Source organism: Herbaspirillum sp. SJZ107 (assembly GCF_006715485.1).
GTDB lineage: Bacteria > Pseudomonadota > Gammaproteobacteria > Burkholderiales > Burkholderiaceae_D > Telluria.
In genome coordinates this window covers 938,164-950,743 of sequence record NZ_VFNH01000002.1, presented here as the reverse complement: position 1 = coordinate 950,743, position 12,580 = coordinate 938,164, and the positions used below count along the sequence as shown (strand labels likewise).

General features: G+C 62.5%; 9 protein-coding genes. 2 read left to right on the top strand and 7 right to left on the bottom strand.

Features of this window, described 5'->3' with window-relative positions; genetic code table 11:
- Positions 1-14 precede the first annotated feature (14 nt).
- The 6 genes from FBX97_RS13860 to FBX97_RS13835 all read right to left on the bottom strand — a co-directional run bounded on the left by FBX97_RS13860 (position 15) and on the right by FBX97_RS13835 (position 7,414).
- Positions 15-836, bottom strand: a complete 822-nt coding sequence (locus FBX97_RS13860; RefSeq protein WP_141834466.1) for a MinD/ParA family protein — start codon at positions 834-836, stop codon at positions 15-17.
- Positions 829-2,346 carry a flagellar biosynthesis protein FlhF gene (flhF, locus tag FBX97_RS13855; RefSeq protein ID WP_141832514.1) on the bottom strand — a complete coding sequence of 506 codons (1,518 nt, stop codon included), beginning with the start codon at positions 2,344-2,346 and terminating at the stop codon, positions 829-831. Before flhF ends, FBX97_RS13860 begins: the two co-directional genes overlap by 8 nt.
- A 294-nt stretch (positions 2,347-2,640) precedes the next feature.
- The gene (locus FBX97_RS13850; protein ID WP_141832512.1) at positions 2,641-2,877 is read right to left on the bottom strand and encodes a hypothetical protein; all 237 of its coding nucleotides are present in this window, start codon (positions 2,875-2,877) and stop codon (positions 2,641-2,643) included.
- Between the two features lie 148 nt (positions 2,878-3,025).
- On the bottom strand, positions 3,026-5,167 hold the full coding sequence (gene flhA / locus FBX97_RS13845; protein ID WP_141832510.1) for a flagellar biosynthesis protein FlhA: 2,142 nt from the start codon (positions 5,165-5,167) through the stop codon (positions 3,026-3,028).
- A gap of 133 nt (positions 5,168-5,300) precedes the next feature.
- Positions 5,301-6,497: a flagellar biosynthesis protein FlhB gene (gene flhB, locus FBX97_RS13840; protein ID WP_141832508.1), complete on the bottom strand. Its 1,197-nt coding sequence runs from the start codon at positions 6,495-6,497 to the stop codon at positions 5,301-5,303.
- Between the two features lie 116 nt (positions 6,498-6,613).
- Positions 6,614-7,414 (bottom strand): GDSL-type esterase/lipase family protein, encoded by an 801-nt coding sequence (locus tag FBX97_RS13835; RefSeq protein ID WP_141832506.1) that lies wholly within the window; start codon positions 7,412-7,414, stop codon positions 6,614-6,616.
- 308 nt (positions 7,415-7,722) lie between these two features.
- Here FBX97_RS13835 and FBX97_RS13830 point away from each other — a divergent pair, with 308 nt between their 5' ends.
- Both FBX97_RS13830 and FBX97_RS13825 read left to right on the top strand, forming a co-directional pair.
- On the top strand, positions 7,723-9,030 hold the full coding sequence (locus FBX97_RS13830; protein WP_141832504.1) for an acyltransferase: 1,308 nt from the start codon (positions 7,723-7,725) through the stop codon (positions 9,028-9,030).
- Positions 9,031-9,321: 291 nt separating this feature from the next.
- Positions 9,322-9,609 (top strand): hypothetical protein, encoded by a 288-nt coding sequence (locus tag FBX97_RS13825; RefSeq protein WP_141832502.1) that lies wholly within the window; start codon positions 9,322-9,324, stop codon positions 9,607-9,609.
- A 92-nt stretch (positions 9,610-9,701) separates the two neighbouring features.
- Here the strand turns inward: FBX97_RS13825 and FBX97_RS13820 are convergent, their stop codons facing one another.
- The gene (locus FBX97_RS13820; RefSeq protein ID WP_255517458.1) at positions 9,702-12,539 is read right to left on the bottom strand and encodes a YjbH domain-containing protein; all 2,838 of its coding nucleotides are present in this window, start codon (positions 12,537-12,539) and stop codon (positions 9,702-9,704) included.
- Positions 12,540-12,580 lie beyond the last annotated feature (41 nt).

The window sequence follows — 12,580 nt, the reverse complement described above, 5'->3', positions numbered from 1 at the left end:
GATTGATCCGCCGCTCACGCGGCCCTGCCCTGCACGCCCATGCCCGCGCCGGCACCCGATCCTGCGAAGCGTCCGGCCAGGCGCCGGAACGCCACCGACGCACCCGCCAGCGGGAAGGCGTCGACCACGGCGCGGCCGAGACGCGCCGCGCGCTGCAGGTATTCGTCGGCCGGCACCGAGCCCATCGAGCTTAAGGTTACTGCCAGGTAACGAGTTGCTGCAGATGCCATATTATCGTATACCACTTTCGCCTCGGCTTCGGTTGCGCCGGTGACAAGGATACCGAAGGGACGCCTTCCCAGGTGTTGCGACAGGCGCTTGACCAGTGCGTAGGCATTCGTGATCGACGCCGCGCTGGTCGACACCTGCACCACGATCTCCGACGACGCCATGACCGGCACCGGAAATTCGCCGTCCGCCGCGAACTCGCCGTCGACGATGATGATGCTGCCGGCCGACTGCTTGACCAGCACGTCGAAGGTGTTGGCCAGGCGCCGCGCGTCCCCGTGGGTCCGCGGCGCACCGCCCATCGATACCACCGAAAACCCCTGCGGCACCGCATGGATCACCTGGTTCAGCGCGCATTCCTGGCGCGCCACCTGCAGCAGGCTGGCGCCGTGGTCGACGCCGAGGCGCCGGGCCACGCCGTAGTCGCGCTCGCAGGCGTCGACGATCATCACGTCGTTGCCGGACTGTGCCAGCGAAGCGCCGAGGTTGACCAGCATGGCGCCCTTGTCGTCCTGCGGCGTGGCGGAAAGGAAAGTCACGATACGCGGCTTGGGGCCAGCCAGCATCCGGCGCAGGCCTTCGGCCTGGTCAAAGTCGAAACTAGCCAACATACACCTCGCGCAGCGAACGGTCGTTGTTCAGGTTGCCCAGGCCGGACATCAGCGGCGCCAGGTCGGCATCAAGCAGTTGCGAAGCGGCGTCGCGCTTGCTGCGGAAGGCGCGGTCGACCAGCAGCGCGCGGTCGGCCAGGTGCAGGTCTTCCGGCACGCGCTGGCCGTTCGAGATGTAGTGCAGGTTCAGCTTGTTGCGGATGATCGCGTCCAGCACGTTGCCGATCGAGGCGGCTTCGTCCATCTTGGTCATGATGCAGCCGGCCAGGCCGCTGCCCTGGTAGGCGCGCACCACTTCGTTCAGGGTTTCGTTGGTCGCGGTCGCGTTCAGGCACAGCAGGCGCTGCACGTTGGCGCCGCTGTCGGTCAGCATCGCCACCTGCTCGGTCACCATCTGGTCGCGCTGCGACATGCCGATGGTGTCGATCAGCACGGTGTGCTTGTTGCGCAGTTCTTTCAAGGCGATGCGCAGGTCGGCCTCGTCCTTCACCGAGTGCACCATCACGCCCAGGATCTTGCCGTAGATGCGCAGCTGCTCGTGGCCGCCGATACGGTAGGCGTCGGTGGTGATCAGGGCCAGCTTGTCGGCGCCGTGGCGCATCACGCAGCGCGCGGCCAGCTTGGCGGTGGTGGTGGTCTTGCCGACGCCGGTCGGGCCGACCAGGGCGAACACGCCGCCACGGTCCAGGATCGCGTCTTCGTTGGCCACCGTGGTCAGGTTGCGGGCCAGTACGGTCTTAATCCAGCGCATCGATTCAGCGGCATCCTTACCGACCGGCATCTTGTCGATCAGGTAGCGCGACAGGTTGGCCGAGAAGCCGGCGCCCAGCATCTCGCGCAGGACCATGGCCTTGTTCGGCTCGCGCTGCTGGGTGCTGCCCCAGGACAGTTCCGACAGCTGGGTCTCCATCATGCCGCGCATGGCGCGCAGCTCGCTCATCATGCCGTGCATTTCGGCGGCGGCGGACTCCTTGGCCTGGGCGATGGCGGCGGCCATCATGGCGCTCATGGCTGCCATGTCGATGGCCGGGGCGGCCGGCGCTGCCGGTGTCGGCGCGGCGCGGCGGTCGGCGTAGGTGTGGGCTGCCGCGGCATCGTCGAAGGCCGGTTCCGGCTGGAATGCGCGGGCGGCGGGCGCCGGCTGGTACGGACGCAGGTCCGCCATGTCGTCGAACGGACGCCCTGCCGGGGCGCTATCGAACGAACGCGCTGCCGGCGCAGTGTCGAAAGGATGCGCTGCCGGCGCATCGGCGAAGCGGCGCGCCGGCGTGGCGCGCGGGGCCGGTTCGGCCGGGGTGTCCACCTGCAGCTGCGGACGCGGCGCATCCATTTCCGATGCTGCGGACGGCGACGCCAGCGAGGCGACGTCGTCGTTGTCCAGGGCCAGGATCTCGACCACGCCATCGACCGGGCGGTTCGACAAGATGACCGCGTCCGGGCCGAGGGCTTCGCGCACTTTGCGCAAGGCTTCCCGGGAAGTCGGTGCAGTAAATTTCTTCACGTTCATCTTGATGTTCTCCGCTCGGCAGGCAGTGGTATTGGGTCAGTGACAATCTTGCTCGATGAACTCGTTGCTCATCATGGCTAGATTATTGACGATGCCGGGAGGAAACGATCTGGAGAAAAGGACGGGGAAAAACCCTTATTTCGATGCGAGGAGGAAATTCGAGATAGGTGCACAGAGGTGGCGCGAGCTTACGCCGGGAGATGGCGGCGCCGGGCGAGCGTCCGGCGGCGCCGACGGACCCTTGACGGGCCCGTCGGAAATTGCAGCGCTGCGCATGTGCAGCGCTTTTCGTTCTTACATCCAGTAGCCGCGGTGCTGGCGCGCCAGTTCCTTTTCGCGCAACCATTCCTCTGCATGCTCGATGTTGGAAGTGGGAATATTGCCTTCTTCAAGGGCCGCGCGCACCTTCCACTCCGACTGTCGCGCCAGCAGCGCACGGAAGGCTTCGCGACTGTACAACGATGTTTCTGTACCGGCTGCGTGATCTGGCGTGTAATCGACGCTGCCACCGCTGATATTGAATTGAAACATCGTTGTTCTCCCTATATTTATAGTGTCAAGGCCTGATGCTAACACTTACAAATTCGTGACAATTGTTCGGTAACACACTAAAGCGATAATAAATAAACAATAGTCATGATCATGATCAAAACTATTTTCCATATATTGTGGTAGTAAATTACGCCATACCGACCAGGCTGGTGACCCGGATCGTCTTGGTCTCCGGAATCTCGGAGTGCGACAGCACCTTCAGCTGCGGCAGCGCCCGGCGCAGGAAGCGCGACAGCAGCGTGCGCAGCGGTCCCGGCACCAGCAGCACCGGCGTCAAGCCCATCGCTTCCTGCTGCTGGGTCGCATTCGCGGCCTGCTGGACGATGGTGTCGGCCAGGCCCGGCTCGATGCCGGTGCCGTCGCCGCCGGCGCTCAGGGCCTGCACCAGCAGGCGTTCCAGGCGGTTGTCCAGGGTCATCACCGACAGCTCGTTGGTGCCCGGGAACAGCTGCTGGACGATGGCGCGGCCGAGGGCCACGCGCACCAGCGCGGTCAGGTCGTTCGGATCGCCCACGCCGGCGTTTTCCGACAGGGTTTCGATGATGGTGCGCATGTCGCGGATGTGTACGCCTTCCGTCAGCAGGTTCTGCAGCACTTTCTGCAGGGTCGACAGCGACACGACTTTCGGCACCAGGTCCTCGACCAGCTTCGGCGCATCCTTGGCCAGGTGGTCCAGCAGCGCCTGGACTTCCATGCGCCCCAGCAGGTCCGACGCATGGGTCGTGATCAGGTGGTTCAGGTGGGTGGCGATCACGGTACCGGCATCGACCACGGTATAGCCCATGCTCTGCGCGTCGTCCTTGAGGCCGGCGTCGATCCAGATCGCCGGCAGGCCGAAGGCCGGATCGGTGGTCACCAGGCCCGGCAGCGTGCCGCTGGCCATGCCCGGGTTGATCGCCAGGAACTGGCCGTTCATCGCTTCGCCGCTGCCCACTTCCACCCCCTTCAGGGTGATGCGGTAGGAAGTTGGTTTCAGTTCCAGGTTGTCGCGGATGTGCACCGGCGGCGCCAGGAAGCCGACTTCCTGGGCAAACTTCTTGCGGATACCCTTGATGCGCTTCAGCAGTTCGCCGTTCTGACCCTTGTCGACCAGCGGGATCAGGCGGTAACCCACTTCCAGGCCGAGGGTATCGACCGGCATCACGTCCTGCCAGCTGGCTTCTTCTTGTTCAGTAGGCGCTGCTGGAGCACCACCACCAGGTGCTGCCCCAGCAGCACTGGCCGCACCTGCAGCACCGCCGGCGGCGCGGGCCGCACCGGCTTCCTGCGGCGGCGCGTTCTTGAGCCGCTTTTCGATCAGGTAGCCGCCACCCATCAGGGCGCTGCCCAGCAGCAGGAACACCAGGTTCGGCATGCCCGGGATCATGCCCATGCCGCCGATGATGCCGCCGGTGATGTACAGCACCATCGGACGGCCGAACAGCTGGCCGACCACCTGCTCGCCGACGTCCTTGTCGCTGGCCACGCGCGAGACCACCATACCGGCCGCGATCGAGATGATCAGCGACGGCAGCTGGGCTACCAGGCCGTCGCCGATGGCCAGCAGCGTATAGTTGGTGACGGCGTCGCCGAAGGCCATGTTGTGCTGGACCATGCCGACGATCAGGCCGCCGATGATGTTGATGACGGTGACCAGGATACCGGCGACCGCGTCGCCATGGACGTATTTCGAGGCACCGTCCATCGAACCGTAGAACTCCGCTTCCATGCCGACTTCGGCACGGCGCTTCTTGGCTTCCTCCTCGCCGATCAGGCCGGCGTTCAGGTCGGCGTCGATCGCCATCTGCTTGCCGGGCATCGCGTCCAGGGCGAAGCGCGCGCCGACCTCGGCAATACGGCCGGCACCCTTGGTGACGACGGTGAAGTTGATGATGGTAAGGATGATGAAGACCACCAGGCCGACGGTGTAGTTACCGCCGATCAGGAAGTGGCCGAAGGCCTCGATGACCTTGCCGGCCGCGGCGCCGCCGGTGTGGCCCTCGGTCAGCACCACGCGGGTCGAGGCCACGTTCAGCGCCAGGCGCAGCATGGTGGTGACCAGCAGCACTGCCGGGAAGGCCATGAAGTCGAGCGGCTTGACCGTGTACAGCGCGGTCAGCAGCACGATCACCGACAGCGCGATATTGAAGCTGAAGAACAGGTCCAGGGCAAAGGCCGGCAGCGGCAGGATCATCATTGCCAGCAGCAGGATGATCAGGATCGGCGCCGCCAGCGCATTGCCGCGCGCCGCAATGCCGCTCAACCAGCCTGGCAGTCTGAAACCGTTCATTCGTACCCCGTCGATCAGTGATGTTGTTGGTGCCTGCAAGCATTAAGCTTACCCATAAACAACATTATTACTGATGCCCAGTGGAAACCATGGGCTGAGCAGACGGGAAAAACCGCCCTATTTCATCGCTGCGTCACTGCAGGCTGCCCGGTGGCGGCTTGCTAGCGCCCTGCTCGTTGGCGCGCTGCGAAGCCGGGTTGAACGGGTCGAGCTCCGGCGGCACCGGCAGTTTTTGCGGACGGTCCGGATACTGGTCGGTCGTGCCCTTGGTGTAGGCGCGCAGCTGGTAGACATAGGCCAGCACCTCGGCCACCGCCGAGTACAGCGCTTCCGGGATCTCGTCGTCGATGTCGGTGTGTTTATAGAGCGCACGCGCCAGCGCCGGGGCTTCCAGCAGCGCCACCTTGTTCTCTTTCGCGATCTCGCGGATCTTTGCCGCGACCTCGTCGGTACCCTTGGCCACCACGCGCGGTGCGCCGCGCTGCCCTTCCCCGTACTTCAGCGCCACCGCGAAGTGGGTCGGGTTGGTCACGACCACGTCCGCGGTCGGCACGTTCGACATCATGCGCTTGCGCGCCATCTCGCGCTGCAACTGGCGGATCTTGCCCTTGATTTGCGGATTGCCGTCCGATTCCTTGGATTCCTGGATGACTTCCTGGCGCGTCATCTTCAGTTTGTTGGCGTAATGCCAGAGTTGATAGGGACCGTCCAGGATCGCGATCGCACCGAGTGCACCGACCATGGTGAGAAAGGCCTTGGCGATCAGGCTGCCCAGGTGCGGCGCGGCGGTGCCGAAGGGCTCGGCCGCCAGGCCGATCACGGCATCCTTCTGGCTGATCACGATATACCAGGCCACGGCGCCGACCAGCAGCGCCTTGGCAACCGCCTTCAGCAGTTCCACCAGCGAATGGGTCGACACCATGTTGCCCAGCCCGCGCATGGGGTTGAGCTTGCCGAAATTCGGCATGAAGGACTTGGCGCTGAAATTCCAGCCGCCGATCAGCATCGGCGAGGCCAGCATCACCAGGATGATGGCGCCGGCCAGCGGCAGGCAGGCCAGCAGGATGCTGATGAAATCGGCGGTCACGCGCTCGATCAGCACGGCCGGGTTGTAGATCTGTTCGCGGTCGAGCGACAGCCCATGCTCCACCACGGCGGAAAGCTTCGCGACCAGGCTGTCGCCCGTCACCCAAAGCCCGGCGCCTGCCGTCATCAGCACGGTGAACGTGCCGATCTCGCGCGAACGCGGTATGTCGCCTTCCTTGCGCGCCTGGTCGAGGCGCCGTTGTGACGCTGGTTCGGTCTTTTCTGCGTTGCTGGCTTCCGCCATCCTGGACTCCTGCGAAACCGGCGGACTACCGGTTCTTGATCAGAATGGGATTATTCCAGATGGGCCTGCACATCCATCGCCATAAAAGGGCGTGAATTCCCGCCCTTTTATGCCAATCACTGCAATACCACGCACTTTCCGCTGTCGACGACCTGCTGGACGGTGGCGGCAATCACCTGGTGTCCGGCTTCGTTCGGGTGGATACCGTCCCCGGAGTCGTACTGCGGCAGAAGCAATCCGCCCGCCGTCGACAGCTTGCTGTAAATGTCGACATAGCAGGGGCCGACCGCAGCCGACAGGCGCGCGTGAATATTCAGCAACTGCGCGCGTTGCGCATCGTTGACTTGCCGCGGCTGTATCGAAAGGACCAGAACCGCCACCTGATTCGCCTTGGCCGCGGAACGGATGGCGAGGAGGTTGTTGACGACTTCATCATTGCTGTAGCCGGACAGGACGTCGTTGCTCGGATAAGCCAGAAACAGTGCGACCGGCTTGCGTGACAAGGCCTGGTCGATATTCCGCGCCGGATCCGGTGCCGGACGGCCGGCGGGCGGCGTCGATGCACTGCTGAGGCCCTGGTAGGTCACCGAACCGGGGGTCGCCAGGTTGGCGATCTCGGTCAGGCGGTTTGCATACGCCGTACCCACGACGTTCACCCATCCCTTGCCTTCCGGTGCCCCCTTCCCCGACGCGGTCGAAGATCCCATGACCACCCAGACGCCCTTGGCGATCGATTGCGGCGGCGCGGCCGGCACGGTCGGAGCGGGCGCCGCCGGCGCGGTGCCGGCACTGCCGCCTCCGCCACATGCAGCCAGGGCAGCGCCGATGGCGAGTAATGCGAATTTTCCGAAACAGGCTTTGATTACCGACTTCTGATAATTTTTATACAAGTTTGAATATTTACTATTGGAGTTCATCGGACAATTCGAATCAGTTTCAGCGCTACATATTCAGTGCTTGTTCAGCAATACCGTATTGACATTACCTAAAGGGTTAAAAAAAGGCAAGGAAGAAATACCGGAAGATACAAAAAAGTGGATTTTTGTGAATATTACAGTGGAAATTAAAGCAAAAAGATTCACTCTTATTCCATTACTACAAACTTTGGTCGTATTTTCACCACAGATTTTTACATATAGCATGCAAGTTAACCTTCCATCAATTTTCCGTGAGGAAATTTATTGCTACAATTAACTTTTATCGATCGCAAATATCATCTACACCGATGAAAGACAGTAAAAACTTTTGGGCACTCGACTGGTTGCGCTTTTTTCTCGCGGTCTACCTGGTGGTCTTTCATACACAATCCGAGTACTTCGCGCCAAACAGCCTGATCGGTTCCATCCTCGACCTCGGCAATATGGTAACGGGCACCTTCTTCGTACTGTCCGGCTTTCTGCTGACGCACGTGTACTTCGGCACGCAGAGCAAGCAGCAGGGTTTCAAAAAGAAATCGTTCTGGATTGCGCGTTTTTCGACACTCTATCCGCTGCATATGGTCGGATTTGTCGTTGCCTTTTCGATCAGTCTTGTGCAGATCTACAAGACCGGCAGCATTCTGGTACCGGCAGGCTTGTTCGATCCTGCGGAACGCCCTCTGGAAACCAACGAGCTGGTTGCCGGTATCGCGTCGCATCTCTTGCTGCTGCATGCATGGAATCCCTTTTATCAGATCCTGAACGGCCCCTCCTGGTCGCTGTCGGCGCTGATGTTTTTCTATATCGTTTTCCCCTATCTGGGCATATCCCTGTACAAGTTCAGGCAACCGCTTGTCCTGCTGGCCGGCCTCTGGGTATTGTTTTCCTTGCCCGGCATCCTGGCACAGCTATTCGACGACAACAGCGTACTGATCGACGGCCTGCTGCATCGCAACCCGATTCTCCGACTGCCATTGTTCCTGGCGGGGATTCCGCTGTACGCGGCCTATGCCAGGCGCAGCAACGGCGCCGGCGTGCTCGGTGCCGCGGAAAAGCAGGGATGCCTGCTCCTGATCGTGGCGACCGCCGCCGCTGCCGTCTACCTGAAGCTGCAATATCCTGGCCAGCAGCTCCACATTCTCAGGAACGGCTTCTATTTCCCTGCGGCCCTGGCAATCGTCTGGCTGGCGGCATTCGCCGGGCCGGCCGCTTCGGCCCTGAATACGCGCTGGTCGGCACGCCTTGGCAAAGCCTCGCTGTCGATTTTCATCCTGCACGCCTCGGCCTTCCATGTACTCGAAAAAATCGAACAGGTCGTCCGGGCCGCGTTCGCTGGACAGGCAGGCACGCAAGGGATCGGCAGTATTATTTCGGCAAGCAGGGATATCGAGCCCGTGCTCTATCTCTACCCTGTGTATGTCGCGCTGATCGTGGTCGGCGCACTCATCGTGCAGGAGCGGCTCGTCACGCCGGTACAGGCCAGGTGCAGGAGCATGCTGACCCAATGGTTGGGGAACGGCCAGGCACACAAGGAGCCGGCGCCAACTGTCCAGAAGTCCTACCGGATGCAGTCGGCCTGGAGCGACGAGGTCAACGTCGAAGAAGTGGCGCGCTAGCACTTGCGCGGGTCCCGATACGGCTGGCTTGCGACTGCCGCGGGACTTTAAAAAAAACGAAAATCTACAACAGTTTCAGAACAAGCTGCCACCGTTATTACAAATCGGGATTATTTAAAACTATTTACTGTACACTAATGTGTTGCGGACAAGTGGAATCTTCGTCACACTTGCCGTCGAGGCTGCCGCTTGGCTGCCCTACAGTGTGCTACGGCAACATTAACTTGCTATAATGATTTAGCAACGTGATATTGCTGCAGATACCCCTCAATTGAAACAAAGGATCCAAAGATGAAAAAACTTCTCGTTACCGGCGCAATCCTGAGCCTGCTGTCGGCACAAGTGTTCGCACAAGAAGCTGCCAATACCGCTGCTGGTCAAACCGGCACCGCTGCTACCGGCACCACCGGTACCGCTGCTGCTGGCACCGCATCGAGCGGCGGCTTCTTCGGTGGCACCACCGTTGCTGGCCTGTCGACCGGCGCCGCTGTTGCTATCGGCGTGGCCGTGGCTGCCGTCGCTGTTGCTGCTTCGGACAGCGACTCGACCACCAACCACTCGACCACCACCCACCACTAATCGTTCGACGGGCATCCCTGCCCGTGATCGAGGTAAAAAAATTGGCCGCAATCGCGGCCAATTTTTTTTGCGCTTCCCAGGCGCTCAGGCGATCAGTAAGTGCCCGTCCATGCGACGCTGATCTGCTTGGGCGACGGGGTGATGGCGAAACTCGACGGCCGGTTGGTCCTCTGCGACTGCCACAGCCAGCTTCCCATCGCATAACCCACCAGGCCGCCGGCGACCACGTCGGATACCCAGTGCTGCCGGTTGGCGGTACGGCCCATGGCGCCGGCAGCGGCCAGTCCGTACAGCCACGGCGCGTCGTACTCCTGGGCGAACGGCGTCACCGCCGCGAAAGCGATCGTGCTGTGATTCGACGGGAACGATGAATCCGAACGTTTCGGCGCACGCTCCCATTGCCCCAGGTTTTCGTCCGGCCGTGCGCGTCCGACGATGCGTTTGGCCGTTTCCGACACGGCGATGGCGCCCGCAATCGACTCCAGCGAAATGATGCCGATATTCTGCATGCGCGCATCGCCGAACGCGACGGCGGCGCCCGATGCGCCGGCCAGTGCAACCGGCAGCGCCTTGCCGACGTTACCCCAGGCACGGGTGATGCCGGAACCGGCGTGCTTGCGCATGAAGCGGTCAACCGGTCGATCCAGCAATGCGCCTGCCGCCAGCGCGCCGCTGCCCAGCAACGCGCCGTTTGCCCATTGCGGCAGCGTCGGCGTGGTCGAAACGGATTGCTCGATCCGCTGGCGGAAGGCCGGCCACGGATTGGCCATCGGGCGGCTCGGGCGCACCACGGCGGGCAGGTTCTGCTCGTCGGCGCGCTCGGCAAAATTGCCCAGCCCATCGTAGCTGGTCATGTCGCGGCGCGGCTGTTCCATCATGTCGTACAAATCGCCCGGGCTGGCAACCATCTGGCCGACGTCGCGCGTCCATGGCGAGATCGACAGGCCGGCATTCGCCTGGCTGTCGAGCGGGAGCATGATGTTCAGCGGGATCGACAGGAACACACCGCGGTCGTTATAGGGTTTGGAAGGCGTGCCCGGCGTGGTGATGTCGTTGCCGTTGGTCTTCGTATACCAGGCCCCGATTTCCATGCCGGAAGCGAAACGGCGCTTGAACTCCATGCGCACGCCTTCATCGCGCGCCAGGAAGCGTCCTGCGCGGGCCGTCACGGTAATATCGTAAGGCAGCTTGTAATGCAGCGCCGCGATCGCGGTGACGGTCTGGTAATCGCGCTTGCCGAGCAGGCCCTTGAAGTCGCGCTGCTGCAAGGCATCGATCGACAAGTCGGTTGCCCAACGGCTGTCGCGCGGCAGATACAGCACCTGTCCCCCGACGCCGCGGTACATTTCCTCGTACAGGCCGCCGGACAGGCGCGCATAGACCCGTTCGTCCGGATTCAGATACTGGTTCAGCATCAGCCGGTTGACCTTGAAGCGGCTGCCGCGCTTGTACTCGGCAACGTCGGTACGCACGTGCGGCAGCAGACTGTTCGACTTCTGGGTCACGCCGGACACGTTTTCGAGCACGTCCAGCCACAGCACGCTGTTCATGTACAGGCCCGGCCGCAGGCGCTTGTCGTAGACGCCGGCAGCAGCCAGGTCGTAGCGCAGCGCGCCGCTCGGGTCGTTGAAGAAGAAGCCCATTTTCGGCATGATCTTCAGGCGGTTGCTCTCACGGTCCTCGGACAGCAGTTGCACCATTTCGCCGTCGCGGCCGACCTGGACCTTCATGCTGCCCTCTTCCCGGACCGCGGACAGCAGCTCTTGCCGGTCCGCGATCTTGTCGGCCGGCGTCGAATAACGTACCGACACCGTCGTCAGGAAATCGTCGCGGCTGCTCAACCCGGTCAGATAATCGGTCAGCTTGGTGGTGTCCAGGAATTCGTAGGTCGCGATCGGCTGTTCCAGCTTCGTGTAGGTGATCTGCAGGCTGCGCGTGCCTTCCGGCGCGAACGCCAGCGCGGTACGGGCGGCACGGCCGACCGCGCGTCCCAGGTTGGAGATCCGGGAATTGGTCAGCGCCAGACGCAGCGTCGTCCCGTCCAGCTCGACCCGGATATTCTTGAAATCCTGCTTGGCCAGCGCATCGACCAGTCCCGCGGTATGCGCCGGGCTCTGCTGCCATTCGGCTGCCGAGACCCGGGCCGGTGCCTGCTTCGGCTGGAAATAGGCGGGTTCGAACAGCTTCGGAATGAACTCCCGCTCGGAAAACGGAATGCTCATGAAGGCGTTGGCGCTGAAATGATCACGGTGGCGCGCCACCTGCGCGCCGAGCCAGCCCCAGCGGTACTCCAGCCCGATGGCAGGTCCCTTGCGGCGCGCGCCGGCCGCCGTCTTGGACGCCTGGAAATCCTTCGAATAGTCGTTGGCGTCGTACTCCAGTACCGCCGCCCAGCGCGGCGCCGACAGCGGTACCCAGCGCACGCCGGCAAACAGGCCATCCGGCCGCTTCTGGCCGTAGCCGATGCTGGCTTCGATATTGCGGGCGCTGCCGAATGTCTTGGTGGCAACAATGTAGTTACCCCGGAACAGTTCGGTACCGAAGATGTCGGTACGCCCGACGGCGATCTGCGGTGCCCATTTGCTCTCTTCCCAGAGCCTGAGCTTGCCGTCGATCACCTTGTCCTTGTAGCGGCCGTACTTGCCGCCGTAGGCGTTGGGGTCGCTGCTGAAGCCCGGAATGCCGTTGATGGACACGTAGCGGCCGGTCATCTGGAGGAAAGGCAGGACGGTACTGGTGACCCACAGCGAACCGTAGGGATTGTCGAAGCTGTAGCCAACGCTGAACGTCCCGTCGGGCTCCGTCCATGCGCTCGGCATGTTGATGTAGCCCGACTGTCCGTTCAGGCTCGGGGTCGACCCAAACGCCTGCGCCGCGCCCAGCATGAGGCAACTGAACTTGAGAGTGTGCTTGAAAACGTTGGTGAACACGTTGGAGAGGCCAGACAATTACTGGCGGATGAGAAAAAAAA